The sequence below is a fragment of the Corynebacterium fournieri genome, assembly GCF_030408775.1.
In the GTDB taxonomy this organism is placed as follows: Bacteria; Actinomycetota; Actinomycetes; order Mycobacteriales; family Mycobacteriaceae; genus Corynebacterium; species Corynebacterium fournieri.
The window spans coordinates 51,901-78,638 of sequence record NZ_CP047210.1 but is presented as its reverse complement, the minus strand read 5'-3'; the positions used below and the strand labels follow the sequence as shown (position 1 = coordinate 78,638).

The window sequence follows — 26,738 nt, the reverse complement described above, 5'->3', positions numbered from 1 at the left end:
CGCATGCCTAAGTGGGCAACAAGCTTCGGCGCACAAGTCATCTACGGCCTCATCATCGGCCTCGCCCTCGGCTTTCTCGCCGTGGACGTCGAACCCCTGGCAGCAACCCTGGACTGGGTCGGATCCACCTACGTCAAGCTGCTGAAACTGCTGATCCCGCCGCTGGTATTCACCGCCGTGATCACCTCCGTGGCCAACCTGCGCCAAGTCACCAACGCCGCGCGCCTGGCCGCGCAAACCCTGGTCTGGTTCGCCATCACCGCACTGTTCTCCGTGCTCATCGGCATCGGGGTCGGCCTTCTGGTCAAGCCCGGCGCCAACACCTCGGTGGACGCGGCAACCGCGGCGGAGCCGTCCTCCACCGGCTCCTGGATGGGCTTTTTAAACTCCGTGGTGCCCGCCAACATCTTCGGCCTCGGCGTCTCCAGCGACTCCGTGAAGTTCAACGTGCTGCAGATCCTGGTGATCTCGCTGCTGTTCGGCATCGCCGCAGTGCGCGTGGGCAAGCCCGCCGAGCCCTTCATCGCGTTCAACGAATCCCTGCTCAAGGTCGTCCAGGAAGTGCTGTGGTGGATCATCCGCCTCGCCCCCATCGGCACCGCCGCGCTCATCGGCAACGCCGTGGCCTCCTACGGCTGGGACGCCCTCGGCTCCCTGGGCAAGTTCGTGCTGGCCATCTACATCGGCCTCGCGCTGGTGCTGTTCGTGCTCTACCCGGTGGTTCTGGCCGCGCACCGCATCCCCGTGCTGGAGTTCTTCCGCCGCGTCTGGCCGGTGACCACGCTGGGCTTTGCCACCCGCTCCTCCATGGGCGTCATGCCGGTCACCCAGCGCACCACCGAAGAAGCGATGGGCGTGCCCTCCTCCTACGCCTCCTTCGCCATCCCGCTGGGCGCGACCACAAAGATGGACGGCTGCGCCTCCATCTACCCCGCCATCGCCGCCCTGTTCGTCGCCCAGTTCTACGGCATCGACCTGGCCGTGTCGGACTACCTGCTCATCGTGATCGTGTCCGTGCTCGGCTCCGCGGCCACCGCTGGCACCACCGGCGCAACGGTCATGCTCACCCTCACCCTGTCCACCCTGGGCCTGCCGCTCTCCGGCGTGGGCCTGCTGCTGGCAGTCGACCCGATCATCGACATGGGCCGCACCGCCGTCAACGTCACCGGCCAGTCCGTCGTGGCCACGGTGGTGGCCAAGCGGGAGAAGATCCTCGACGAAAGCCGCTGGTAGCCCCTACCTAAACGGCACCTCGCCGATCGCGCGCCGCAGCTTGCGGGTCCGCAGCCGCTCCGGGTGCCGCGCGAGCTTCTCCACCGCCCGCACCGCGCACATCACGTGGGCCTCTTTCGAGTTGGAGTAGAACGCCTGGGCCCCGGCCGGCAGCTTCGGCACGGCGTGCAGCGGCAGGTCGGACACCGCCAGCAGGGTGCCGTACGGCACCCGGTAGCGGTAGCCGTTCGCGGCGACGGTGCAGGATTCCATGTCCACGGCCGCGGCGGTGGATCCGCGCAGCCACTCCCACAGGTCGCGCGGGTCCTTCCACTCCCAGTTCCGGTCGCCGGTGCTCAGCACGGTGCCGGTGCGCATGAGCGACGCGTCGGAGCCGTAGACCTTCGACACCGCTTTTTCCAGGGTGCGCTGGATTTCGGGCACGGCGGGGATGGGCAGCTCGCGGCGCAGATAGTCGTCCAGCACGTGGTCGTGGCGCTCGTAGGCGTTGCCCAAAATCAAATCGCCGATGCGCATGCGCGCGTCTAGGCCGGCGCAGTGGCCGATCATGATCCACGCCTCCGGGCGCAGCACCGCCAGCGAGTCCGTGATGGTTTTCGCGTTGGAGGGGCCGACCCCGATGTTGATCATGGTGATGCCGTCGCCGTTCTCGGTGACCAGGTCGTAGCGCGGCATCTGGAATTTCGAGCCGAGCTCAAGATCCTCCAGCGCCACGGTGTCGGAGACGGTCTCGCCGCTGGGCAGCACCAGCCGGGTGTAGCGCGATTCGGGGTCGGATAGTTCCCGCAGCCCGAATTTCACGAATTCGGTGACGTGCATGGCGTAGTTGGTGAAGAGGATGAACCGCTGCAGCGAGTCGGCTTCGATTCCGGTGTAGTGCTCGAGTCGCGCCAGTGCGAGGTCGAAGCGTTGCGGGCCGAAGTGGAACAGCGGCTTTTCGGCTCCGTTGAAGGCGTCCCAGTGGCCGTCGACGATTGCGTCGTGGACTTCGTCGAGGGTGGGCCGCGGCAGGTTCAGCGTTTCGTCGATAGGCGGCATGCCTTTGATGTAGGCGGGCGGGATGACCACATCGGAGTAGTCCACCTGCACGTCGCACGGGTAGTTCGAGGTCAACGCCTCAAGTTGGGCGGTGAGGTAGCCCTCCATCAGGTCGGGCCGCGAGATCACGGCGGAGTACGTGCCGGCCTCGTCGACGTAGCCGAAGGGCTCGGAGCGGTCGATGGGGCGCCACTGCAGCACCTCAACTGTCAGCTTGGGGTAGCGCACCTCCCCGTAGCGGTCGAACTGCCCCGATCGCGCGATGTCGCACGACTTTTCGTAGAGGGCTTGAAGCTTTGCGACGACCTCCGGTACCTCACACATGCAGCCAGGTTACTCACGAATGAACACACGGCGCACGGCTTCGGCGCGGCGGCCGATCTCCTCCGCGGTGCAGCCTTCGCGGACGCACTGCTCAATGAGGCGCTGTATGCCGGCGACGTAGACGCGGGACATGTCGGCGACTAGCTCGGTGTCCGCATCCCCCCACTCCTTCGAGCGCGGTAGCAGCTGCTCGCGCATCGTGTCCTGCATAACGCGCTGCACTTCGTTGTCCAACACGGTGTGCACCGGGGAATCGATCAGGCGCACGGCAGCTTCGTTTTTTCCGTCGACGACGCTAGCCAGTTCGACGACTGACGCCTCGAAGTTCTGGTCGATCTCGAAACGCTCCGCGAAGCGCTCGTACGCGTCGAGCACCCAGTCCGCGGCGACGGCCAGAATCAGCGCGTCGCGGTCGGCGAAGTGCTGGTAGAAGACCTGGCGGCTGACACCGGCCTCTTTCACAATCTGGGAGACGTTGAGATCCGCCACTTCGTGCTCGTTGAGGAGGCGCAGGGCGGCGTCGACAAGCGCCTTGCGCGTGCGCAGCGCCCGGGGGTCAGTGCTTTCCGAGCGACGGCCGGGCAGAGAGTGTTCGTTCATCCTGATGCTCCAGGGGTATCCAACGTTAGGCTTATCTGCTATGAGCCTAACCCATGACACCCTCGAACTATTGCAGAACCTCATCCAAAACGGATGTGTCAACTATCTCACGGCAGATTCTGGACAGGAAGCAACAAACGCCGGCACGCTCGAGGCTTTCTTCGCAGGTACCGGCGTCCGCGTTCAGCGCTACGAGCCCCACCCCGGGCGCGTGTCCATCGCCTTCACCGTGGAGGGCACCGACCCAGAGGCTGAGCCGCTGACCCTGCTCGGCCACACCGACGTCGTGCCGGTGGATAAGGACAAGTGGACCCACGAACCCTTCGGCGGCGAGATCGTCGACGGGCGCGTTTTTGGCAGGGGTGCCACAGACATGCTCTACATCACCGCGGCGATGGCGGCGTGCGTGCGCGACGTGGCGCGGGGTGAGCGCCCCCGCGGCACCGTGACCTTTGTGGGCTGCGCCGACGAGGAGGCGCGCGGGGGCCTGGGTGCCGCCTGGCTGGCTGACAACGCCGACTTCTCCTGGGACAACTGCCTGTCCGAGGAGGGCGGCTCCCACATCCCCGCTGTTGATGGCTCCGACGCGCTGGTGGTGGTCGTGGGCGAGAAGGGCGCGGGCCAGCGCCGCTTGACCGTGCACGGCGACGCGGGCCACGGCTCCGCCCCGTTCGGCCGGGACATGGCGGTGGCGAAGATCGGTGAAGTGGCCCGGCGCGTGGCCGCGATCGAACCGGCCGTGCGCAGCGACGACATCTGGGAAGGCTACGTCCGCGCCTGGAAGTTCGACCCGGACACCGAGGCGGCCCTGCTGCGCGGCGAGGGCTACGAGGCGTTCGGCCAGCTCGAGAGCTACTCCCACGCCATGAGTCACCTGACCCTCTCGCCGACCGTACTGCGCGCCGGCGACGCGATTAACGTGCTGCCGTCGGTGGCGTGGATGGAGTTGGACATCCGCCCCCTGCCGGGCCAGACGCAGGACGAGATCGACGAGCTGTTGCGTGAGGCGCTCGGCGACCTCGCCGACGAGGTGGAGATCACCCACCTCATCACCGAGGAGGGCACCGTCTCCCCCACGAGCGGTCCGCTTTACGACGCCATCCTGTCCACCTTCAACGAATTCTTCCCCGGCGTGCCAGTCGTGCCGACCATCGCCGCCGGCGGGTCGGACCTGCGCTTTGCCCGTCGTAAAGGCGGCGTGGGCTACGGCTTCGCGCTGCACGCCCGCGACGAGACGCTGGGTTCCGTGCTGGGCCAGCTGCATAGCCACGACGAATCCGTCGCCGTGGAGGACGTGGACCTGACCGTGCGGGCGTACCGCTCCCTGATCCGCCGCTTCGTCGGGGCGTAAAAACTGCTCTCAAACAGCTGTGAAATAATTAGGAGCGTGAAGAAATCTCTTGTATCTGCGATCACCGCAGCTTCCCTCGCCGCCGGTGCACTCTTCGTCCCCACCGCCAGCGCCCTAGAACCCACTGCCACGCCGTCTGCCTCGGCACCCACTTCGGTAGCCGTCACCCCATCCCCGACTGAAACCGCTACGACTTCCCCCTCTACTCCGGCAGTCGATGAAGAACTCACCACACTAGAAATCGTTCTCGGCGTTGTGGGGGTCATCGCCGTCAATGCGGCGATCGCTGGTGGCGTGTGCTGGGCGATGAAGCAGGGTATTATCCCGAACCCGGCACCACAGCTCATTCCGTGCCACCCGGCGGCGAAGCCAGCGCCTGCACCAGCCCCTGCGCCTGCACCAGCCCCTGCACCGCGCCCGGCACCAGCCCCTGCGCCTGCACCAGCCCCTGCACCGCGCCCGGCAGCGGCATCGAAATCGTATCCGAACTGCCGGGCAGTTTGGAATGATCTTGGCCGCCCGATTCGCCGCGGAGAGGCAGGGTATGGATCCCACCTGGACCGCGACGGCGACGGCGTGGGATGCGAAAAACGCCCAAAGTAGGCCGCCTCTGGCTAGATCCAGCTAGTAGGACTCAGCTAACAGCCCCTTTTCGGCCTGAAAGCTGGAACCTACTAGCTGGATTTGGCTTTTGGGCCACAAAGCTTTACGCCACACCTGCCACATTTGCCCCATCCGTGACATACTGGCCTGCATGAAGATTCGCACCCTCGCCATGACCGGCATCGTCGCCGGAACCGTCGCCCTCGCGCCGACCGCCAGCGCAGACACCATCGACGACGCCCTGGCCAAGCTGCCATCCGGCCCGATCTCCTGCGACCAGGCCTCGCGCTACTGGACCAACGACGCCGACTACCAGCAGAAAGTCCGCCAGGCCCGCGCGATCGCCGCGTTTGACCGCCGCGGCCCGCAGATCCTCGACGCACTCTCGCGTGTCGACGAAGCCGCGAACCGCTGCGGCCTGAAGGGCACCCAGGGCAAGCCGGCGCAGAGCCAGCCCCAGAGCCAGAGCCAGCCGCAGAACCAGGCACCGGCCCCGAAGCAGCAGACCCAGCAGCCGCAGCCGCAACAACAGCAAAAACCGCAGCAGCAACAACTGCAGATCAACCTCGCCCCGGCGGGCACTCCGACCTTCGAGGTGCCGGTGGCGAACGTGGCCACACTGCAGCTGCCGGACATTTTGAAGATCCTGCGTGACGCGCTCACGCAGATCCTCGCCTACTTCAACATCCAGCTGTAGAGCTCTTCGCCGTTCGCATGCACCCGCACGCCGGGGGCGGGTTCAAGCCAGAGGTCCGTCTGCAGCGACTGCTCGCCGTCGGAGCAGCGAAACGAGATGGTCTCGTTGGTCTTGTCCAGCACTTCGAGGTGGGAGTGGGTGAGCCACGCATTGCGACGTCGCAAAGCAATGAGCCTCTGATGCTCAGTGAACATCCACCCGCCCAGGGGCGAAAGCTCCGCGGGTGAGGCGGGCAGGGCCGGTCGCACGCTGTCGTCGGCGGACCAGCCCTCGCCGCGGGTGCCGGTGAAGCCCTGCTCGTCGCCGTAGTAGACAGACGGCATGCCGGGGGTGGTCATGAGCACCGCCGCGGCCAGCACCGCCTTGTCCTCCCCCACGGTGGAGACGATGCGGTCCACGTCGTGGTTGCCCACGAACGTGTTGGGCAGTACATCGGCCGGGTGCCGTTCGAGCGCGTGGGCGAGCTCCCAAAAATTCACGTCCACCAGCGAGGACCAAGTGGCCTTCCACAGCTCGTACTGGGTCACGGCATCGAGGGTGCCCTCTGCGGCAATCTGCGAATAGTCGCCGTGGATGACCTCGCCGAGGAACATCGCGTCGGGGAACTCGTCTCGGACCCGGGCGAGCACCTCGCGCCAGAACTCGGGCGGTACGGCGTAGGCGACGTCCAGGCGCCAGCCGCTGATGCCGCGGCGCAGCCAGTGGCACATGATGTCCGCCACCGCGTCCTTGATGGCGGGGTCGGCGTGGTGGAGGGCGGCCAGCTCGCCGTGGCCCTCCCAGTCGGTGTTGCCGGCCAGTCCTTGCTCCACCCAGGGGTGGGTGCGCGCGACGTGGTTGAACACGCCGTCGAGCATGACGTGGATGCCGCGGTCGCGGCAGGCGCTGATGAGCCAGTCAAAGTCGGCGTCGTCGCCGAGGCGCGAGTCGATGCGGAAGTGGTCCAGCGTGTCGTAGCCGTGGGTTGCGGACTCGAAGATGGGCCCGAGCAGCAGGCCGTTGCAGCCGAGCTCGATGAGGTAGTCCAGCCACGGCTCCAGCGCCCGCAGCCGGTGCGCGCGATCCTTCTCTTCCCGAATCGGCGCACCGAGGGCGGCCAGCGGGTAGACGTGCCACCAAATCGTGCGGTCGAGCATGTTAGGAGTTGTCCTCCCGCCCGATTAGCGGCTGCAGCCCCTTGGCAATGCGGTCCTTCCAGGTCTTGGCAATCTCCTCGTAGCCGCGGTCGTGCGGGCGCACGCCACGGTGGGTGAAGTTGACCTTGGTTTCGCCGTCTTCTTCCTCGATGTCGAAGATGAGGGAGGTGTCGTCCCACTCGCTTTCGGTGGGTTCGACGGTCCAAACCACTCTGTCGCTGTCGGCTTCTTGGACGGAGAACTCCCGGTCCTCGACGTGGAACTCGCCGCCCTGCTCAGCTGCGTTTCCTTCCGCCTTCTTGTCCCACCAGTTGCCGGGCGCGGTGATGGCGCGGTAGACCTCCTCGCGGGTGGCCGGCACGGAAAAGGACGCGGTGAAGTCGCGGATGGCTTGGGCGGTGGTGCCGTCTGCGAACGTCCAGTCGGACAGGGTGTGGTCGGGGTCGTAGATGGCCACCTCAAAGCCGTCGTCCTTGAACTGCAGCAGCCCGTCTTTGATCAGGTCGCGGCCGGCTTTGTTAAACCCGGTGACGTTGGAGACGTCGAAGATGAGCTTTGTGCAGTGCAGGCGCCGCTGCGTCAGCCCGCGCAGGATCTTCTCTGCGGCGGTGAAGTTGATCATCCCCTGCAGCTCCACCACCTCGGCGCCGTCGCGCCGCTCGACGGATTTGATGCCCGGCGCGAGGTAGTAGTTGGAAGACAGCAGGTTCAGCCCCATCGAGCTGGACAGCTCGCGGAAGATTTTCACGCCGCGCACGGAGTTGCCCTGCTTGTTCAAGCGGGGGCTTAGCGACGCGATCCCGAGCTGCCCCGGCAGCGTGCCGATCAGCCCGCCGGCCACACCGGACTTTGCGGGGATGCCCACGTTGACCATCCACTGCCCCGACGCGTCGTACATGCCGGAGGAGACCATCACCGCCTGGGCCAGGCGGGCGGCTTCCGGGGAGACGATCTTCTCACCGGTGACGGGCTGCGTGCCGCCGTTGGCCAGGGTGGCGGCCATGGCGGCGAGGTCTTTCACGGTGACAAGCACCGCGCACTGGGCGATGTAGCTGGCCACGGCGTCGTGGGCGTCGTCGGTGATCATGCCGGCCTCGCGCAGCATGTGGGCGAAGGCCTTGTTGCGGTCCGCGCTGTCCAGCTCGGAGTCCAGCACGCGCTGGTCGACGTCCAGCTCCCGGCCGGCCAGGCGGGAGAAGTAGTCCCGCAGTTTCTCGCTGCGCTGTTCCACCGGGATGTCGGGGCCGCCGATGAGCTGGTTGACCGTGATGGCGCCCGCGTTGATGAGGGGGTTGGCGGGACGTCCGTCGTCGTCAAGCGAAAGCATGTTGAACGGCTCGCCGGACGGCTCCACGCCGACGTGCTGATGCACCTCGTCGGGGCCGTACATGTCCAGCGCGAGGGCGTAGACGAAGGGTTTGGAGATGGACTGGATGGAAAACTCGTAGTCCTCGTCACCCACGGAATACAGCTGGCCGTCGGTGGTACACAGGGCCAGCGCGAGCTTGTCCGGGTCGGCGTTTTTGAGCACGTCGATGTAGTCGGCGCGTTCCCCGCTGTCTTGGTCGCGGACGTCGTCGACGATGGCTTGGAGGTGTTCTTTCACTGGCGAGCGCATGGAGCCAGTGTAGAGCTGCAGCCGGAACAACCCTTTTACAACGGATATAATCGTGTTTAGTCGTTCCGCTACTTCAAGGAGGCCAGCTCATGTACAACGACACACTCCCCGATTCGAAGAACACCCACCTCTCCCCCGAGCACGCTGAAACGGTTAAGGCCACGCTCGGACCGGTGGGCGAGAACATCCACACCATCGCGAACACGTTCTACTCGAAGATGTTCGCGGCGCACCCCGAGCTCATCTCCGACCTGTTCAACCGCGGCAACCAGAAGCAGCAGGCGCAGCAGAAGGCGCTCGCGGCGTCGGTGGTGAAGTTCGCTTCGCACCTGGTGGACGAGTCCGCGCCGGACCCGGTGGTGATGCTGAACAGGATCGCCCACAAGCACGTCTCCCTCGGAGTGACCGAGGACCAGTACCAGATCGTGTACGAAAACCTGATGGCCGCGATCGCTGAAGTGCTCGGAGACGCCGTCACCCCCGAGGTGGCCGAGGCGTGGAGCGCGGTGTACTGGCTCATGGCGGACGTGCTGATCAAGGCCGAAAAGGATCTCTACGCCTCCGACGGCGTGGCAGACGGCGACGTGTTCCGCAAGGGCAAGGTCGTTGAAAAAACGGCGCTGTCCGACACGGTGACGGCGTTTACGGTCGAAGGCGACTTCACGGAGCCGAAGCCGGGCCAGTACACCTCCATCGGCGTCAAACTCGACGACGGCGCCCGCCAGCTGCGCCAGTACTCCATCATCGAAGGCGACGCCGCGCACTACCGCATCGCGGTGGAGCGCGACGGCGAGGTATCCACCTTCCTGACCGAGCGCGTGTCCACCGGCGACACTGTCGACGTCACCCTCGCCGCCGGCGATCTCGTGCTGCGCCCGGGCGAGCGCCCGATCGTGCTCATCTCCTCCGGCATCGGCTCCACGCCGCTGACCGGCATTCTCAGCTACCTGGCCAAGCACAGCGACAGCCGCCGCGTCACCTACCTGCACGCGGACCGCTCGGCGGAGACCTGGGCGCAGGCGCAGCAAACCCGCAAGCTGATGGATGCGCTGGGCGACGGGTCGCTCCAGACCTTCTTCCGCGACAGCGACGAGCGCATCGACGTCCGCGAGCTCGACCTCGCAGGCGCGGACGTGTACCTGTGCGGCGGCACGGGCTTTTTGCAGTCGCTTCGCGACGAGCTGGCGGCGCTTCCGGCGGACAAGGCCCCGGCCAACGTGTTCTACGAGCTGTTCAGCCCGAACGACTGGCTGGTGTCCTAGCCCATCTTGCTCAGCCGCGCGCCGCACTCGCCGGGGCGGTCGTGCGGCAACAGCTCCACCTTCACGTCGCCGGCGCCCTGGTCCAAAAAGCCCTCGTGCAGGGCGCACACGACCGTCGCGGGACGGGTTCCCCGCTCCGCGACGAAGGGGCAGGCGTGCAGCCCCAACTCGCGCACGCGCGCATTTGAGCACTCAGGACGCAGCACGGGGTCGAAGCCCATCTCGCGCAGCGTTTGGGCGGTGTGCCGGGTTGCAGTGTCCAGGTCGACGCGCAGGTTGCCGTGGCGGCGCTGGTTCACCCGGCCCGCCCACTGGCGTCCGAGGTCCTTGGCAGTGTCCGTGTCCCCGCTGGCCACAGTGCTGGCCAGCACTTCCACCAGGGCGATGATGGCCTTTGACGCCATGTTCGTGTGCGCCACGCGGGCGGTGTAGACGTGGGAGGGGCGGCCGCGGCCCGGCGCGGGCGCGACGTGGCGGTTGACCACCCCGGCGGCCATCAGCTCGTCCAGGTGGCCCCGCACGGTGTTGGGGTGCATGCCCAGCGCGCTAGCGATCTGGGCAACCTGCATGCCGTCCGGGGTGTCCTGGATGACCTGAAACACCTCGAGCTGCTTGAGGCTCAAACGGCCGACTGCGTTGAGCAGGTCGCCGGCCGGGCGGGGTGCATGCGTCCGTTCCATGCGCATTCTCCTGGGTTATCTTAAGGTCAGATCTATTATACGCCTCCCTGAATTGTCCTACAACTTATAGTCGCATCGTTAGGAGCGGACACATGACACGCCGGACACAGCCTGCCGCGTGGGCGATCACCGCAGCCATCCTCGCTAGCGCGGCGTCCACCTCGGCGCTCGTGCTGCCGAAGGAAGGCGACATCCCCACCGGCGACGACGTGGTCACCGCCGAGGTGCGCATCGAGCGGATGCACTACATCCCCGACCGCATCGAAGTCCCCCGCGGCACCAAACTCGTGGTCAACCTGGTCAACGACGGCGAGAAGGAGCACGACCTCAAAATTGGGGACGCCAACTCCGGCCGCCTTACCCCCGGCGAGACCTCGACGACCTACTTCGGCGAGTTCAACGTGGACACCTTGGGCTGGTGCACCATCGCCGGGCACAAGACGATGGGCATGACCTTTAGGGTCGACGTGACTTAATCACCGCAACCTGCGCCTTCACCGCCCGCGCCAGCAGCGGGATAAACGCCACCAACACACCGAACGCGACGAAGGAAAACGCGATGCGCGCATAGGAGTTGCCCACCGCCAGCCACGCCAAGAGTGCGGCGTTGAACAGGCCGACGCGCAGGTACGGGGCGCGGTTGAGCTGGCTCAGCCCCGCCTTCACCGCGGCCGGTCCGCCGCCCATGGTCACCGGCATGAGGTAGCTCATGGTGCCGATGAGCAGCTGCGCCGCGAACCCGAGTAGCAGCGGCAGCGTGGGCACATCCGACGTCCCAGCGAAGACCCGCACCGCATACCAGGCCAACCCGCCGATGAGCCACGTCACCGCGCACAGCGCGGACAGCGCCGGGTAGGTCACGCGCCCGCGCGGATCCCGCAGCACCGTCAGCGCACTTGTCACGAACCCCTGGTAGAGCCACACCCAGCCCGCCAGGATGACTACGGTGCCCACCCCAGTGACCGCAGGTGCGCGCATCAGCGAGCCCGCCACCGCGACAACCACGCCGGCGGAGGCGAGTGCGAGTGCCACCCCGATGCGGTCCTGGCCCCGGGTGCGCCACATGGCCGGGAACAGCACGCTCAGCGCCCCCATCGCCGCCAAGCCAACAAAGCCCGCGACGTTGGTGAACATGTGGGCCTGCCGCACCGCGCCGTGCCACTGCCCCGGCAGCCCCGCGGCCAGGGCGGCGCCGAACAGCGCGCCCACCGGCAGGCAGCACGCTGACGCGACAAGGCCGGCCACGCCGGCGTGTTTGCGCGGCGCAGCGTTGACTTGCCCCGCCAGCACCACCGCGTGCCAGGCCAGCGCTACCGCAATCACCAGCGCCCCCGTCCAGGTCAGCCAGTACCACCGGGCGGGTTGGCCCACCAGCACCGCGACAGCGCCGGCGTTGAGCAGATAGGTGCGGGTGAGCTGGGCGGGCCGGGCCGTGCTGTCCAGCTTCCGCCCCAGGAAGCGCTCGGTAAGGTTTTGGGACCACAACACGATGGAATTGGTCAAAATGCCCAGCGTGAAAATGTGCACCAGCAGCCACGGCCCGTCCGGAAGAAACGGGTGGGCAAGCCCGACGGCGAGAAAGACCGCCATCCAAATACTCACCGGGCGCGAGGCCTTGCGGTGCCACGCGCGGGGGTTCATGTCAGGCATGGGTTCCTCCAGACTTCGGATTGTCCCTGAAGCACCACCACGTTGCCGCGCTAAACAGCACCGCAGCCCCCGCCAACATGGCCATCACCCCAGTGTACGCGTCCGTGTAGTCGGCCCCGCGGTCCAATCCCGCCTGCAGCAGCGAGCCGGTCAGCGCCACGGTGACCAGCGTGCCCAGCTCGTAGGAGACCTCCTCCACGCCCGCGGCCATCCCCGAGCGGTGCATCGGTGCGGCGCCGATGATCGCGATCGAGGACACGCTCATCACCGACCCCGCCGACAGCCCCAGCAGCACCAGCCCGAGCATCACGCTTATCGACGACCCTCCGGCCGCCACCACGAGAGCTCCCGCCGCGGCACCGACGAAACCGCCCGCGATCAGGGGCAGGAAGCCCACCGTGTGCAGGTTGGCGCCGCCGAGCGTGGACGCGGGGATGGCCGCAAAGGCCATCACGGCGACTGTGGCTCCGGCGGCAAGGGGCGTGAGCTCGTCGACAAGCTGCAGCTTCTGCGTGGTCATCAGCTCCGCGCCCGCAAGGACGAACATGCCGCCCACCGCCGCGAGCACCCCGCCGGTGAACATGCGGGAACGGAAGATGTCGAAGGTGAGCAGCGGGTCTGCCAGGCGGTGCTGGCGGCGCACGAACAACACACCGCCCAGCACGGCGGCAACCAACGCCCCGAGAAGCAGCGCCCGGCTCTGCATGTGCGCCGCCTGCTTGATGGCCATAGTTACCCCCGACAGCGCGAGCAGCGCGTAAAAGGAGGAGACCACGTCCCACTGCTTGTCCAGGTTGGGCAGGTTCTCCGGCGCAAGCGCGACGGTGAGCACGAGCGCGACAACCACGATGGGCACGTTGATGAGGAAGACGGAGCCGACCCAGAAGTGCTGGATCAGCACGCCGCCGACCACTGGGCCGAGCGCGCCGCCGGCCACTGCCACCGAACCCCAGATGCCGATGGCGGTGTTGCGCTCCCGCTCGTCCGGAAACGTCAGGCGGATCAGCGCGAGGGTGGCCGGCATCATCACCGCCGCGCCCATGCCGAGCATGCCGCGGGCGACGATCAGCTCCATAGGCCCCGGCGCGAACGCCGCGCCCAGGGAGGCCAGGCCGAAAATGGCCAGTCCCACCAGAAACATCAGGCGGTGGCCCACCCTGTCGCCCAGCGCACCCGTGCCCAGCAGCAGGCCGGAGAGCACCAGCGGGTAAGCGTTGATGATCCACAGGCCCTGCTCCGGGCTCGCACCGAGCGCTCCCTCCAGCGCCGGCAGCGCTGTGTAGAGGATGGAGTTGTCCAGGCCGATCATGAGCAGCCCGAGCGAAACCACCGCGAAAAATCCCCAGCGCTGCGCCTTAGTCACGAGCAGATGGTATCGCACATAAAAAAGAGTGCGCTCCGGTTGCGGGACGCACTGTGTGTGGTTCTTGCCCTTAGCGCATTGCGAGGAATGCTCCGCCGATGCCGAGGGCTGCCAGGGCTGCGACGATGCCGCCGATGATGGCTGCGATGTTGACCTGATTCTGGACCTCGACCTTGGGCTCGGCCTTGACTTCTGCCTTGACTGGCTCTGCGGGGACCGCACCGGGCTGTGCCTCTGCCTCTGCGACCTCGATTTCCTCGGCCGGGACGAGCTCGACCATCTCGTGCACTTCGGCGACCTCGACCGGTGCGGGTTGCTCGATCTCGACGATTTCCTCGGGCTGCTCGATGATCTCGGCGCGGGCGCCGATGGATTCGGCGTAGGCGCCGATACGCGGGCTGGCGATTTCCAGGCTGTCCCAGTCGGCGGGGATGAACACCTTGCCGTGCGGGGTGTCAGCGAAGTAGGGCTGCTCGGAGTAGTTGAAGTAGTCGAACTGGTGGTTGTAGTTCATCACCGAGTGGTAGCCGTCCTGCATGGGGGAGCCTTCGGCGATGTCCTCGACGTACTTGGCGGCGCCCCAGTGGCGCAGGCCCAGTGTGTGGCCGAACTCGTGCAGGATGGTGTTGCGCACCTGCTCCTCGTTGGCACGGCCGCCGGGGTTGGCAACGTAGAAGGTGTTATCCCCCACCAGCGACAGGCCCGTGGCGTTGGAGCCGGCACGCATGCGGTCGCCCAAAACGCCGGGGCGGAAGATGTTGGCGCGCTCGCCGAGCTGATCGATGGTGTCGATGAGCTGGAATGCCTCCTGGCGGCTCGCATCGAAGTAGATGCCACGGTAATCGATGGTCTCACCGCCGTGGGCATCGCTGTAGTTGGCGATGTTGGTGTAGTGCTCACCGGCGTCGATGTGCAGGCTAATGCCGTGGTTTTCAAACAGGTCCACTAAATCATCCAGGCCCTGCTTCGACGGGGCGTAGGAGGTGCGGTTGGCTTCTGAGCACTCGCGGACGGCAGAAGTATCGCAGCCGAGGGTGTCGTATTCGGAGGCCATCCAGTTCAGCTGGAGGAACAGATCCGGGCGGTTGGGGTCTGCGCCCCAGTCCGGCAGAGGTATTTCGGTGCCGTCGGCCAACACGACGCCTTCTTCCTCCCAGATGTTGGGCAGGCCGTCACCATCGGAGTCGACGAGGGTTGCGGTGTTGGTGCGCAGTGGCGCCAGCTCAATCTCGTCGGCGTGTGCGACGCTCGCGCCGGAAACCGCGATGGCGGCGGCAACTGCTGCGGCGATGGTGTTTCGGAATGCTGCTCGCATCTCGGTGACTCCTTGGTGCTGATTTCTCTTTGTTACATCCATGAGTTTATGCACCGAATATGCGCTGGTAAAACGTTCAATCGGAGCCTGAAAAGACCCTGAAATCGTTGAACATTCCATCCGGATTGTTCAACGTTTCTACCCGTCTTGGCCTGCGGATTGTTCAGCAATCCGGACGCTTGTTCCGCGGTTTCTCCCGCATTGTTCAACGATCAAATCGTTGTCGCGCGCGGATGGTTGAACAATCCATCAGAACTGCATTTTATGCACCTTAAGGTGTTTTCTAGCATGGTCGGGCCCAGATCCACCCCTACCTGCACATTTGGGTTGCCCATACATTTCATACGGCCTGAGTTTGGGCGAATCCCCCCCCCCAGAAACGACGCAAAACCCCTGGATTGTTCAAAGATCGGCGGATTGTTCAGCAATCCGGAAAACCCCACTACCCCCGTTTTTTACCCCCGTTGCGGTGGCACGGGGCGTCGCAAGGCGAAAGCCCGCTAACTCGAGTTCTTGCGCATCTTCGCGCGGCGCATGTCAATCGCCAGCGTGATGCCCACAACCGCCGCGTACTGGCGCTCGTCAAGCCCGGGCTCAATGCGCACCCGGTAGCTGGTCTTGCCCATGAGCATCCGCCCCATACCGGAATACTCGGCGTCCACGCGCGCGATCACGCGACCCTGGCTGTTCAGCGTGTAGTTCAGCTGGAAGGCCTGGCCCTCGATCTGCACGTCCGGAAGACCGGCCATTTCCACATCGTATTTCGCCCCGATCCAGGCAAACCGCTTGGTCAGCTTGGCCAGCTGCAGCGGCGGGTTGACCAGGTGCACCACGTACTGGTCGCGGATGAAGTTGACCGGGTCTTCGATGCTGAGCACATGTGTGCCGTTCGCGTCGAACACCTCCACCCCGCGCGACGCCTTGACCAAGTCGCTCATCCGCAGCGTCTGCCGCGCGGTGCCCAGCAGCTCGCCTGTCGGGCCCTCAATCGCGAACTCGTCGCGCCCCATAGCCTTCGTTTGCTTTACGACGATCTCACGTTCCGTAAACATGCCCCCAAACATAGCGACAACCCCGGCAGGCGGTGTGCCTGCCGGGGTTGTCTGCCTAGCTGGATCGGTTACTCAGAGGAACCTTCCGCGCTGCCGTCGGTGTCAGTCACCGGGGCAACGATCGTCTCCACCGAGTCGTCGCGGCCGCGCAGCGAGGAGCCGTCGACCTCGACATCACCCTTCGAAGAGGAGCCGTTCGAGCCGATCGCGGTGAAGGCTTCACCCGGCTCGTTGGAGCACCAGTCGTAGAGCACGGAGCCTGCCACGACCACGCCGGCGGCGATTGCCGCCCACTGGCCGTACTGCTGCACGTCCGGACGCATTGCCAGCTCCTGCAGCATGCGGTTCGCGGCCTCAGCCTTCGCACGCAGCTCGGCGACCTGCTCGTTTTCCTCACCGCGGCGGCCGTAACCGAAGTTCGGCGTCTTGCGGCGGATCTCATCCTGGATCTCGGAGGAGATCTTGTTGAACTGGTCGTTGACAGCCTTGACGTACGGGGCAGCCACCTCGCCGAGCACCTGGCCCGCCAGCAGCAGCGGCACCATGTACAGGATCGGCGAGCGCACCGCGTTAGCGATGCAGCGGCCGAGGACGTCCTTGCCCTCGTCCACCTGCAGCGTGGAGGTGGTCAGCGTCGTCGGCACCTCGGTGACCGTGATCGGCGGCAGCGTCTCCGTGACGGCCGGGCCCTCAACGGTGGTGACAACCGGCGCCGGGGTGGTGGTCACGGTGACCTCGGACGTGACCGGATCCGGCGTGACCGTGGTGACCTTGCCGGCCTCGGTGGTGGTCACCGGCGCCGGGGTGGTGGTCACGGTGACCTCGGAGGTCACCGGATCCGGCGTGACCGTGGTGACCTTGCCGGCCTTGGTGGTGGTCACGGTGACCTCGGAGGTCACCGGGTCCGGCGTGACCGTGGTGACCTTGCCAGCCTCGGTGGTGGTCACCGGCGCCGGGGTGATCGTGGTGGTCTTGATCTCGCAGTCGCACGGCGCCACGCCCGTCGTCGGAGTGGACTGCGCCTTGTTCGTCGGCGTGTTCGGGGTGCGCTCAACCACCGTGGTCTCAGTGGTGACCGTGCCCGGAACCGTCGTCGTCTCATTCGTGGTGCCCGGAACAGAGCTCACCACAGTTTCGGTGGCCGTGACCGGCGGAGCCGTCGCGATCGCCTCATTGACGTGGTAGCCAGCCGGAGCAGTCACCGTGACCACGATGACCTTCTCCTCGCCCGGAGCCAGCGCGAAGTTGCGGCCCTCAGCCTCGAGCGCGGTGTTGATCTCCGCGGTGAACTCGTCCGCGTCGCCCTCGTCCAGGCGGGTGACCTCATCGACGACGTCGATGCCGGACAGCTCCACCGAACCGGTGTTGCGTACCGTGTAGCGCAGCTGCATCGCCTCGCCCGGTGCCACCGGCAGCGCATCCGCTTCGGTCTCGGCGTCGCGCCACGCATCGTCACCGTCGTCGGCGCGCTTGATCTCCTTGAGGATCTCCAGCTGCGGCGAATCAGACGACGCATCATCCGGCGGCGCAGTTACCGTCACCACCGTCGACGGCACCGTGGTGCCCGGAATGGTGGTGTTCGGGTTCGTCGTCCCCGGAATCGTGGTCGCCGGAATAGTCACCGGCGGCACCGTCATATTGACAGTGTCGTCGTGGCGGCCGGCCGGAGCCTTCACCGTCACCGTCACCTCGCGCGACTCGCCCGGCTCAAGCGCGAACGGGTCAACCTTGCCCAGCTGAGCGTCAATCGCCTGCTGCAGCTCGGCGTTGTCCTCCTTGACCTGGTCGGTCAGGCGGACCCCGTCGACACGCACAGTGCCGTTGTTGGTCACACGGTAGGTGATCTCCATGTCCTCGCCAGCGTTGACCAGAGCGTGCTCGTCGCGGCCGTTGATGAACTTCTTCACCGACAACTGCGGCGAGTTCGCACGCGCCGTCGTCGACACGGTCGAGCCCGGCACAGTCGTGCCCGGCAGCGTCGTGCCCGGCACCGTCACCGGCGGCACCGTGGTCGACGGACCAGTCGTGCCCGGAATCGTGGTCTCCGGACGGGTCACCGGCGGCACCGTCACCGGCGGCACCTCCGCACGCGCCTCGTCGTTGTGCTCGCCCTCCGGCGCAGTCACCTCGATCTTGATGTCGTGGAACGCACCCGGAGCCAGGTCGAACGGCTCAGCCTTCTTCGCCAGCTCCGCGTTGATCTCGTCCTGCAGCGCCTGGTTGTCCTCGCGGATCTGGTCCGCAAGGGCGATGTTGGCGAGCTCAACGTTTCCGGTGTTGCGCACCCGGTACCAGATCTCCATCTTCTCGCCCGGCTTGACGACGGCATCCTCACGGCCGTCGATGCGCTTTTCAATGTTCAGACGGCGCAGCTCCACCGGGGTGCACACAACGTTGTTGCCAGCACCGTCGGAGTCGCCGTCCATGTTGACCTGGTTGACCAGACCGGAATCCGCACCCGGGTTCGCACCCTCGGCGTCGCACTGGCCCACAGCCTCCGGCAGGTTATCCGCCGCAGCCTCAGCCAGCGTGCCGGTGACGGTGACGTGGAAGTCCTTGTACTCGCCCGGTGCCAGCTTGGCCGCGTCCGCGATCTTGTAGCGGCCGTTCGCGACCTCCACAGCCTTGTCGTCGACGGTGACCTCGTTGACCGTGAAGCCGGCGCCGCGCAGCGGCACGTCCCAGATGGTGGCGTGCTCGCCGTCGACCAGGCCGGAGTTACGCACGCGGATGACGTACTCGTTGGAGTAGTCGTAGTTGCCCTCGTCGTTGCGGGTCAGCGCGACGTTGCCTGCACGAGCGCCAAGCTTCTCTACGGCAAACTGCGGCCGCTCAGGTGTCGGCACCGGCGGCGGAGTCTGGCGCGTGGTCGGCGTGGCCTGTGCGGTGTTCGTCGGCACGTTCGGCGTCTTCTCGGTGGTGACCACGGTGGTGGTCAGCGAGCCCGGCACCGTCGTCGTGGCGTTGGTGGTGCCCGGCACCGAGGTGACCTGCGTCTGCGTAGTCGTCACCGCCGGGGCCGTCGCGATCGCCTCGTTGACGTGGTAGCCCTTCGGTGCGTCGACAGTAATCTCGACGACCTTCTTCTCACCCGGCTTCAGGTCGAAGCCGCGGCCCTCAGCCTCAAGCGCGGAGTTCAGCGCGTCGGTGAGCGCCTGCTGGTCGCCCTCATCCAGGCGGGTGACGTTATCGACAATGTCGACGCCGGAAAGCGCCACAGAACCAGTGTTGGTCACTGTGTAGCGCACACGCATCTTGCCGTTGGCGTCCACAACCGCCGCGTCGTCCTCGGTGTCGGCGGCGTGCCACTCGTTGTCCGCCAGGCTGAAGATGTCCTTGAGGATCTCCAGCTTCAGGGAGTCGGAACGAGCGTCGTCGGACGGCGTGGTGGTCGGGGTGACCACACGCTCCGGCACCGTGGTCTCCGGGATGGTGGTGTTCGGGTTCGTCGTGCCCGGGATCGTGGTGGCGGGCACAGTCACAGGCGGAACGTTCGGCTTTGCGACGTTCACGTGGCCGCCCTCCGGCGCCTTGACCGTGATCTCCACGTCGCGGAACTCGCCGGCCGGGACGTCGAACGGCTCGATCTTGGCCAGCTCGGCCTCGATCTGCTTGGTCAGGTCCGCCTTGGTTGCGTCGGAGCCCTCGGTGACCTCGTCGGCGATGGTGACACCCTTGGCGTCGACGTTGCCGTTGTTGAACACGCGGTAGGTGATCACCATGTCATCGCCCGGGGTGACAATGTCGCCGTCGTCGATGTTGTTGATGTACTTCTTGATGTCCAGCGCCGGCGAATCCGAGCGGGCATCATCCGACGGGGTGGTCACGGTGACCACCGTCGACGGCACCGTCGTACCCGGCACCGTGGTGTTCGGGTTCGTCGTGCCCGGGATCGTGGTGCCCGGCACAGTCACCGGCGGAACGATCGGCTTTGCGACGTTCACGTGGCCGCCAGCCGGCGCCGGCACCGTAATGCGCACCTCACGCACCTCACCCGGCTCCAGCGCGAACGGCGCCTCGTTCTTCAGCGCGGCATCGATGTCGCGCTGCAGCGCCTTGGACACCTGCTCGTCGGCAGCCTCGGTGACTTCGTCGTCGAGGCGGATGCCGTCGATACGCACAGAGCCCGTATTGGCCACGCGGTAGAGGATCTCCATGTCCTCGCCCGGTGCTACCTGCGTGCCCTCGTCGTAGCCGTTGATGTACTTCTTGATCTCAAGCTTCGGCGAGTTCGCGTGCGCCGTCGCGGTGACCGTGGTCGGCGGGACCGAACGGCCCGGCACGGTGGTGCCCGGAATGGTCGTCGCCGGGACGGTCGAACCCGGGATGGTGGTGCCCGGCACCGTGGTCTCCGGGTTGGTGGTGCCCGGGACGGTCACCGGCGGGACGGTGGTCTCCGGGATGGAGGTCTCCGGACGGGTCGTGCCCGGACGGGTGGTCTCCGGAACCTCAGCGCGCACTTCGTTCTCGTGCTCGCCGGCGTACGCGGTGACCGGGAACGTGATGTCCTTGACTTCGCCCGGCTCGAGGTCGAAGGCCTCGATCTTGGCGATCTCGTCGTCGATCTCCTTCTGGAGGTCCGGGTTGTCCTCCTTGATCTGGTCCGCCAACGTGATACCGGACAGCGTGACGTTGCCGGTGTTGCGGATGCGGTACCAGATCTCCATCTTCTCGCCCGGGGTAACCGGGGCATTCTCACGGCCGTCGATGCGCTTCTCAATGTTCAGACGGCGCAGCTCAACCGGCTCGCAAACGATGTTGTTGTCCGGGCCATCGGAATCGCCCGCCATCTGCACCGTGTTGACCAGACCGGAGCCAGCACCCGGGTTACCCGGGGTCACAGCCTCGCACTGGCCCACAGCAGCCGGCAGCGCGTCTGCAGCCTTATCGGCGAGGGTGCCGTTGACCACCACTTGGTAGTCCTTGTACTCGCCAACTGCGAGCTCAGCCTTGTCGCTGATGAGGTAACGGCCGGAATTCGGCTTGACCTCAGCGCCGTCGACGGTGACGTTGGCAATGTCGAAGCCGACGCCACGCACCGGCACATCCCACACCTTCGCGTGCTCACCGGCAACCTGGCCGGTGTTGCGCACGCGGATCGTGTACTCGGCAGAGTAACCGTACTTACCGTCCTTGTTGCGCTCCAGCGAGATACCGGACTGGTTGCCCAGCTTCTCCACCGCGAACTGCGGGTCCGGAACGACGGCGGGCGGCACCGTGGTGGAGGTAGTCGGCGTCGCGTGCGCGGTGTTGGACGGGGTGTTCGGGGTGACGGTGGACGGCTCAACCACACGCGGGGTCACGGTGGTCACCGGGACGGTGGAGCCGTTGGTAGTAGTCATCACGGTGGTACCCGGGATGGTGGAGCCCGGCAGCGTGGTCACCGGCGGTGCAGTCACCTTTGCCACGTTGATGTGCCGCTGCTTCGGCGCGTCCACGGTGATCTCAACTGCACGGGACTTGCCCGGCTGCAGGGTGATGTCCTCGCCGTACTTCTTCAGCTCGGCGTTGATTGCGTCGGTGAGCGCCTTCTTGTCCTCGTCGGTGCCCTTGGTCAGCTCGGTGACCTCATCGACGATGCCGATGCCGGACACCGGCAGAGAACCGGTGTTCTTCACCGTGTAGCGGATGCGCATCTTGCCGTTGGCGTCCACCACTGCGGCGTCTGCAGCCTCATCGACCTTGTCGGCGGTCTTCCAGTTGTTGGTGTCGTTGCTCCAGATGTCCTTGAGCAGCTCCAGCTTCACGACGTTCGAGCGCGCATCATCGGACGGCGTTGTCGTCGGAGTTACGGTGCGCTCCGGAACCGTGGTCGGCGGGATGGTCGTGTTCGGGTTCGTCGTACCCGGGATGGTGGTGGCCGGAACGGTCACCGGCGGCACGACCGGCTTAGCCACGTTGACGTGGCCACCCTTCGGTGCAGTCACCTTGATGGTGACGTCCTTGAACGCGCCCGGCGCGAGGTCGAACGGCTCGACCTTGTCAAGCCCAGCCTTGAGGTTCGGGATGTCCTCGCCCTCGGTGACCTCGTCGGCGATGGTGATGCCCTTGACCACGGAAGCACCGGTGTTGGTCACGCGGTACGTAATCTCCATGGTCTCAGCGTCCGCTGCGAGCACGTCGCCCTCGTCGCGGCCGTTGATGAACTTCTTAATCTCCAGCTGCGGCGACTCCGAGCGGCCCTCATCCGGCGGCGCGGTCACGGTGACCACGGTCGACGGAACGGTGGTGCCCGGCACGGTAGAGCCCGGGATGGTGGTGCTCGGCTTCGTGATCGGCGGGACTGTCACCGGTGGCACCGTGGTGCCTGGCACGGTCACCGGCGCGGTAGCAACGGCCTCGTTCACGTGGCCGCCAGCCGGTGCCGGCACCGTAATACGGATCTCCTTCACGCCGCCCGGCTCCAGCTTGAACGCCGGCTCCTTCGCCAGCTCGGCGTTGATGGCTGCCTGCAGGCCCTGCTTATCGGTGGCCTGGGTGACCTTGTCGACGACGCGGATGCCGTCGACAGGCATGCTGCCCTCGTTGACCACGCGGTAGAGGATCTCCATGTCCTCGCCCGGCGCGACGGCGGTGCCATCGTCGTGGCCGTTGACGTACTTCTTGATGGTGATCTTCGGCGACTTCGCCTTCGCCGTAGTGGACACGGCAGTGGAGGGCACCGGCTTGCCCGGGACCGTGGTGTGCGGGAGCGTCACCGGCGGGATCGTGGTCGGCGGGACGTCGGCGCGAGCCTCGTTGACGTGCTCGCCCTTTGGAGCCTTAACCGAGATGTGCACGTCGCGGATCTCGCCCGGCTCAAGGTCGAAGGTGTCCTGGCCGTTGAGCTGTTTGGTGATCTCTTGCTGCAGCGCGTCGTTGTTTTCCTGGACGTTGTCCGACAGCTTCACGTCGTGGAGCGTGACGTTGCCGGTGTTGCGGACGCGGTACCAGATGTCCATCATTTCGCCCGGCTTGACGACGGCCTCCTCACGGCCATCGATGCGCTTCTCGATGTTCAGACGACGCAGCTCAACCGGTGTACAGACAATGTTGTTGTCCGGACCGTCCGAGTCGCCGTCCATGTTGACTACGTTGACCAGGCCGGAGTCCTTGGTCAGGTCCGTGCCGTCAGCCTTGCACTGGCCGTACGCAGCCGGCAGGTTGCCTGCCGCAGCATCGGAGATAGTGCCGGAGACGGTGACGGTGAACGTCTTGGACTCGCCTGCTGCCAGAGCTGCACCATCCGCAATCTTGTAGCGACCATTCTGCAGCTGCGCGTCCTGGCCATCGACCTGCACGGAGTTCAGCTCGAAACCAACACCGCGCAGCGGCACGTCGTAGATGTCCGCGTGCTCGCCGTCGCCCTTGCCATCATTCCTGACGATGATGGTGTACTCCGCCGTGTAGGCGTACTTGCCCTCCTGGTTGCGCTCCAGGTTGATGGCCGACTGGTTGCTCAGCTTTTCAACCGAGAACTGCGGGTTTTCGACGACGGGGGGTGGGGTCACCTCGCTGGTGGGAGTGGACTGCGCCTTGTTGGTCGGCGTGTTCGGCACACGCTCCACTACCGTAGTCTTGGTAGTTAACGTGCCAGGGACCGTGGTGTTCTCATTCGTCGTTCCTGGAACGGAGCTAACCACAGTTTCGGTTGCGGTCACTGGCGGGGCGGTCGCGGATGCCTCATTGACGTGGTAGCCGCCAGGCGCCGCCACCGTAATTACGACGGCTTTCTCATCTCCCGGCCCCAGCTCTAAGCCACGACCGACCTTTTCCAGCTCCGCGTTGATTTGCTTGGTGTATTCGTCGGCATTGCCATCGTCGAGACGGGTGACTTTGTCCACCACGTCTACTCCACTGAGCGCGACTGAGCCGGTGTTGCGCACGGTGTAACGCAACTGCATACGCTCGCCCTTGCCGATCGGAAGGGCATCGCTGGCCTTCTCAGCGTCGCGCCATGCGTCCTCCCCCTCGTCCTCGCGCTTAATCTCCTTGAGCAGCTCTAGCTGAGGAGAGTCAGAGGAAGCGTCGTCCTCCGGAACTGTCGTGAGGGCGACTGTCGGCGGGACCTCCAAGCGCGCGGTGTTGTCGTGACGGCCAACCGGGGCCTTCACTGTAACTTCTACGTCTCGGGACTCCCCCGGCTCCAGATCGAACGGGTCGGAGCCCAGCTGGTCGTTGACGGCCTGCTGCAGCTCAGCGTTGTTTTCTTTCACCTGGTCCTTGAGAAGGATGCCTTCTATACGCGTCGCACCAGTGTTAGTGATGCGGTACGTGATGGTCATGTTCTCGCCGGCGTTGACCAGGGCGTGCTCGTCGCGACCGTTGATGAACTTCTTGAGTTCGAGACCTGGGTTTGCTGGCTCTGGACACGGCTTTTGAGCAACCACATACGCGTTAGTAGTTGCGTCATTGTTGTATCCGGTCGGGAACTTTTCCTCCGTGCCCACAAGCGATGCCACTACTTGAGACTTATTGGAGTCATTACTGCCCGTGAGCTCAATCTCAGGATTCGTTACGTGAATCTCGAACGCTTTAGCAGCGCTGTTTTCACTGAACCCCAAATTTCCGTTGCCATAGGTCCATGCATTGCCGTACGCCCCGTTTGGCAAACCGAGGTCGGTGATATCCCAAGAAACGGTCACTCCGGACTCGGTGTCGGTTCTAAACAGCGTCTGTTTCCGGGGTGCCGATTTATCATAAGTGGAGCTAATCGACCAGATGAACTTACTTTGCTCAAGACCGGCAAACGCCCAGTCATTGGAGTTCTGGGGGCGTGCTCCTGAAAGCGTTGTAGCTTCTGCGGTGACGTACGATGAATTGTTGGAGGGGATCCATAGATTATCTTCTCCAACAGACCCAGAAAGTCGGTAAATGCGCCCACTGCCATTTGACGCATTGTTTGCAAAAATATAGTTACCGTCGGTGTCGAAAGCACCGTTGGTGAAACCAGCATGGGCGTCTTGCTCAAAAATTGGGTCATTCAGGTTTGAACCCAACTTAATTTCACCCACAGGCGCAACCTCGCCAGTAACTGGGCTGATCCTCAAAAGGGTGCCGTAGATTCGACTCTTGTCGATATTCCTACTCCAATAACTCGCCTCTGAGCCGTCTAAAGGCCTGTCCTGAGAAATGGCGTAGAGGTAGCCGTCGGCGGGGTTATACGCGAGCGAGTTGTAGACCCAGTCAGAGTCTCCCTTTGGAAGCTCCGTGAACTCGGAAGATCCGAGGTCACGGTATCGGATATACGTCCGATTGCGTTGTGCCGTTTGGGTCTTGGTTTTCTGGCCGAAATAACTAGTGGAGATCCACGTAGTTACATCAGTCTTCTCCCCCTCGCCGCCGGTTACACAAGCATCAGTGCTAAAGAGCGGGTCTCCCCCGCCCGAAGCGTTCGTAAGGTTCAGCGTTTGCGGGCTATGCGCAACTGGCGCCAGATAATATTCAAATCCACTGATCTGAGAAGGCATCGCATCCTGATCACTTCCCTGGTATTTAACAAAAACGGTGTCAGATTGCCTCAAGGTGACCGGGCTCGGAAGCGTGGCTAGAAGGTGACTGCCACTCGAATCCTCATATGGTTCGACTTTCATCGGGATTGTCTGCCCCTGAATGTCGACGGTGTAGGTTCCCGAATTGAGGAATTTTTCGCCCTGCGGTGCATCTAGGCGAAAACCCTGAATTCTCCCATCCGACGATGCACTTATGTGATTCACCGTGAACAGCGCGAGCCACGAATCTTTGACCCTCGTTTTCACTACATTCTCGGTGTTTTGGATGATGTTCGAGGATGCCGCGTTCGCGATTTGAGCCGCCCCGAGGGTCGGCAAATCGACACTTACAGCCTGGCCCAAAGCCAATGCGATCGTAGCTGCGGCGGTACCGAATCTGCGCAGCTGCCGACGCTTTGGCACATTTTTTCTGCGGTCGTTCACGAAGACTCCTTCAAGGGGGGTATGCAGCGGAAACACATGACACATTAATCTAGAAGCAAGGTAGCTGCAGGATTTTTGCGAACGGTTTTTAGCTGGCACTCCTCTCGCCTTTGACCCCTCGGGGGAATTCACGAGTTAACCCCACTGCACACCCCACCCCCAGACCACACCGAAGAAGAAAAATTTCGAAACACCGTAGGAACGATGTCTCGAGACAAACACATTGTGCCCGGGGGTGTCTGGTTCGGTGACATCGTTCCGCATGTCTCATGAGATCGTTCCGGTTCAGCCTGCGGGGATGTCTCACCACATCGTTCCGGTGGGCAAGCAATGCGCCGGAAGTGCCCCACGACGGCAAAAAGCCATGTCGTGAGACATCGTTCCGCTCCTCGTACGCACCGGCTCTGAGCGGCGACGGAACGCTCGTCGATAAGCAAAGGCTCCTGCCTGTGCTTCCCTGAAGCCACAATGCAGCTCCACAACGGGCTCATGCCGCATCAACCCACCTTGGAGGTAATCCCAAAGCGTCTGGGGCACACGACGGTCCGCCAAATCCAGCAGGAATCAAGCACCCACAAACCCTCAAAACACCACCAAACACCCCACCCCGGGGCACGCCAGAAACAAAAATCTCGAGACACCGTAGGAACGGTGTCTCGAGACTTCACATTGTGCCCGGGGGGGGACTTGAACCCCCACGTTCTTGCGAACACTGGCACCTGAAGCCAGCGCGTCTGCCAATTCCGCCACCCGGGCGGGCGACTTGATTAATATAGAACGAAGCTCACAAAACCTACAAATCGCCAGCGCAACGCCTCTTTCCAACCGCTCTTTAGACACGCGAGACACGCTGCGCGGATAGGTCGTGTCGGGTGCGGCACCTATACTGTCCGGGTTACTTA

The 26,738-nt window shown here is 64.8% G+C and carries 17 protein-coding genes and 1 tRNA gene; 6 read left to right on the top strand and 12 right to left on the bottom strand.

The features are described from left to right. Nucleotides 1-3: 3 nt before the first annotated feature. Entirely contained in the window at nt 4-1,233 is a 1,230-nt protein-coding gene (locus CFOUR_RS00290; RefSeq protein WP_085957011.1) for a dicarboxylate/amino acid:cation symporter, read from the top strand. A 3-nt stretch (nt 1,234-1,236) separates the two neighbouring features. Here CFOUR_RS00290 and amn read toward each other — a convergent pair whose 3' ends face one another. After that, nucleotides 1,237-2,595 carry an AMP nucleosidase gene (gene amn, locus CFOUR_RS00285; RefSeq protein WP_085957012.1) on the bottom strand — a complete coding sequence of 453 codons (1,359 nt, stop codon included), beginning with the start codon at nt 2,593-2,595 and terminating at the stop codon, nt 1,237-1,239. Nucleotides 2,596-2,604: 9 nt separating this feature from the next. Beyond that, entirely contained in the window at nt 2,605-3,195 is a 591-nt protein-coding gene (locus CFOUR_RS00280; protein WP_101706355.1) for a TetR/AcrR family transcriptional regulator, read from the bottom strand. A gap of 40 nt (nt 3,196-3,235) precedes the next feature. On the opposite strand from CFOUR_RS00280, the gene CFOUR_RS00275 reads away from it, so the two are divergent. Further along, nucleotides 3,236-4,546: a M20/M25/M40 family metallo-hydrolase gene (locus tag CFOUR_RS00275; protein ID WP_085957013.1), complete on the top strand. Its 1,311-nt coding sequence runs from the start codon at nt 3,236-3,238 to the stop codon at nt 4,544-4,546. Between the two features lie 343 nt (nt 4,547-4,889). Here CFOUR_RS00275 and CFOUR_RS00270 read toward each other — a convergent pair whose 3' ends face one another. Next, the gene (locus tag CFOUR_RS00270; protein WP_268989766.1) at nt 4,890-5,018 is read right to left on the bottom strand and encodes a hypothetical protein; all 129 of its coding nucleotides are present in this window, start codon (nt 5,016-5,018) and stop codon (nt 4,890-4,892) included. A gap of 50 nt (nt 5,019-5,068) precedes the next feature. Between CFOUR_RS00270 and CFOUR_RS00265 the strand changes: the two genes are divergently transcribed. Together CFOUR_RS00265 and CFOUR_RS00260 are read left to right on the top strand one after the other, a co-directional pair. After that, complete coding sequence (locus CFOUR_RS00265) at nt 5,069-5,149, top strand: excalibur calcium-binding domain-containing protein (RefSeq protein WP_230471878.1); 81 nt, start codon at nt 5,069-5,071, stop codon at nt 5,147-5,149. Nucleotides 5,150-5,300: 151 nt separating this feature from the next. Beyond that, nucleotides 5,301-5,846 (top strand): hypothetical protein, encoded by a 546-nt coding sequence (locus tag CFOUR_RS00260; RefSeq protein ID WP_085957015.1) that lies wholly within the window; start codon nt 5,301-5,303, stop codon nt 5,844-5,846. Here the strand turns inward: CFOUR_RS00260 and CFOUR_RS00255 are convergent. Together CFOUR_RS00255 and CFOUR_RS00250 are read right to left on the bottom strand one after the other, a co-directional pair. Beyond that, entirely contained in the window at nt 5,825-6,982 is a 1,158-nt protein-coding gene (locus tag CFOUR_RS00255) for an alpha-amylase family protein (protein ID WP_085957016.1), read from the bottom strand. The genes CFOUR_RS00260 and CFOUR_RS00255 overlap by 22 nt on opposite strands. 1 nt (nt 6,983) lies before the next feature. Next, nucleotides 6,984-8,600, bottom strand: a complete 1,617-nt coding sequence (locus tag CFOUR_RS00250; protein ID WP_085958367.1) for a glutaminase — start codon at nt 8,598-8,600, stop codon at nt 6,984-6,986. Between the two features lie 89 nt (nt 8,601-8,689). On the opposite strand from CFOUR_RS00250, the gene CFOUR_RS00245 reads away from it, so the two are divergent. Then, nucleotides 8,690-9,862, top strand: a complete 1,173-nt coding sequence (locus CFOUR_RS00245) for a globin domain-containing protein (protein ID WP_085957017.1) — start codon at nt 8,690-8,692, stop codon at nt 9,860-9,862. Here the strand turns inward: CFOUR_RS00245 and CFOUR_RS00240 are convergent. Continuing rightward, nucleotides 9,859-10,542: a helix-turn-helix transcriptional regulator gene (locus CFOUR_RS00240; RefSeq protein ID WP_179154781.1), complete on the bottom strand. Its 684-nt coding sequence runs from the start codon at nt 10,540-10,542 to the stop codon at nt 9,859-9,861. The two genes, CFOUR_RS00245 and CFOUR_RS00240, sit on opposite strands and share 4 nt — an antisense overlap. Before the next feature lie 92 nt (nt 10,543-10,634). Between CFOUR_RS00240 and CFOUR_RS00235 the strand changes: the two genes are divergently transcribed. After that, nucleotides 10,635-11,018: a cupredoxin domain-containing protein gene (locus CFOUR_RS00235; RefSeq protein WP_085957019.1), complete on the top strand. Its 384-nt coding sequence runs from the start codon at nt 10,635-10,637 to the stop codon at nt 11,016-11,018. Here the strand turns inward: CFOUR_RS00235 and CFOUR_RS00230 are convergent. The 6 genes from CFOUR_RS00230 to CFOUR_RS00205 form a co-directional block, all read right to left on the bottom strand. Next, nucleotides 10,999-12,192, bottom strand: coding sequence for a copper oxidase (locus tag CFOUR_RS00230; protein WP_290179559.1), 1,194 nt, complete (start codon nt 12,190-12,192; stop codon nt 10,999-11,001). The two genes, CFOUR_RS00235 and CFOUR_RS00230, sit on opposite strands and share 20 nt — an antisense overlap. Continuing rightward, complete coding sequence (locus CFOUR_RS00225) at nt 12,185-13,501, bottom strand: MFS transporter (RefSeq protein ID WP_085958368.1); 1,317 nt, start codon at nt 13,499-13,501, stop codon at nt 12,185-12,187. Before CFOUR_RS00225 ends, CFOUR_RS00230 begins: the two co-directional genes overlap by 8 nt. 124 nt (nt 13,502-13,625) lie before the next feature. Further along, nucleotides 13,626-14,870, bottom strand: a complete 1,245-nt coding sequence (locus CFOUR_RS00220) for a zinc metalloprotease (RefSeq protein WP_085957022.1) — start codon at nt 14,868-14,870, stop codon at nt 13,626-13,628. A gap of 500 nt (nt 14,871-15,370) precedes the next feature. Next, nucleotides 15,371-15,922 carry an LURP-one-related/scramblase family protein gene (locus tag CFOUR_RS00215; protein WP_179154782.1) on the bottom strand — a complete coding sequence of 184 codons (552 nt, stop codon included), beginning with the start codon at nt 15,920-15,922 and terminating at the stop codon, nt 15,371-15,373. A 68-nt stretch (nt 15,923-15,990) separates the two neighbouring features. Then, nucleotides 15,991-25,371 (bottom strand): DUF6923 family protein, encoded by a 9,381-nt coding sequence (locus tag CFOUR_RS00210; protein WP_435383874.1) that lies wholly within the window; start codon nt 25,369-25,371, stop codon nt 15,991-15,993. A gap of 1,137 nt (nt 25,372-26,508) precedes the next feature. Next, a tRNA-Leu gene (locus CFOUR_RS00205) sits at nt 26,509-26,592 on the bottom strand. Nucleotides 26,593-26,738: the final 146 nt, after the last annotated feature.

Coding starts and splice junctions, on each gene's coding strand:
- CFOUR_RS00290 (WP_085957011.1), top strand. CDS start 4: ATGCCTAAGTGGGCAACAAGCTTCGGCGCACAAGTCATCTACGGCCTC.
- amn (WP_085957012.1), bottom strand. CDS start 2,595: ATGTGTGAGGTACCGGAGGTCGTCGCAAAGCTTCAAGCCCTCTACGAA.
- CFOUR_RS00280 (WP_101706355.1), bottom strand. CDS start 3,195: ATGAACGAACACTCTCTGCCCGGCCGTCGCTCGGAAAGCACTGACCCC.
- CFOUR_RS00275 (WP_085957013.1), top strand. CDS start 3,236: ATGAGCCTAACCCATGACACCCTCGAACTATTGCAGAACCTCATCCAA.
- CFOUR_RS00270 (WP_268989766.1), bottom strand. CDS start 5,018: ATGCCGCTGCCGGGCGCGGTGCAGGGGCTGGTGCAGGCGCAGGGGCTG.
- CFOUR_RS00260 (WP_085957015.1), top strand. CDS start 5,301: ATGAAGATTCGCACCCTCGCCATGACCGGCATCGTCGCCGGAACCGTC.
- CFOUR_RS00255 (WP_085957016.1), bottom strand. CDS start 6,982: ATGCTCGACCGCACGATTTGGTGGCACGTCTACCCGCTGGCCGCCCTC.
- CFOUR_RS00250 (WP_085958367.1), bottom strand. CDS start 8,600: ATGCGCTCGCCAGTGAAAGAACACCTCCAAGCCATCGTCGACGACGTC.
- CFOUR_RS00245 (WP_085957017.1), top strand. CDS start 8,690: ATGTACAACGACACACTCCCCGATTCGAAGAACACCCACCTCTCCCCC.
- CFOUR_RS00240 (WP_179154781.1), bottom strand. CDS start 10,542: ATGGAACGGACGCATGCACCCCGCCCGGCCGGCGACCTGCTCAACGCA.
- CFOUR_RS00235 (WP_085957019.1), top strand. CDS start 10,635: ATGACACGCCGGACACAGCCTGCCGCGTGGGCGATCACCGCAGCCATC.
- CFOUR_RS00230 (WP_290179559.1), bottom strand. CDS start 12,192: ATGCCTGACATGAACCCCCGCGCGTGGCACCGCAAGGCCTCGCGCCCG.
- CFOUR_RS00225 (WP_085958368.1), bottom strand. CDS start 13,501: ATGATCGGCCTGGACAACTCCATCCTCTACACAGCGCTGCCGGCGCTG.
- CFOUR_RS00220 (WP_085957022.1), bottom strand. CDS start 14,870: ATGCGAGCAGCATTCCGAAACACCATCGCCGCAGCAGTTGCCGCCGCC.
- CFOUR_RS00215 (WP_179154782.1), bottom strand. CDS start 15,922: ATGTTTACGGAACGTGAGATCGTCGTAAAGCAAACGAAGGCTATGGGG.
- CFOUR_RS00210 (WP_435383874.1), bottom strand. CDS start 25,371: ATGCCTTCTCAGATCAGTGGATTTGAATATTATCTGGCGCCAGTTGCG.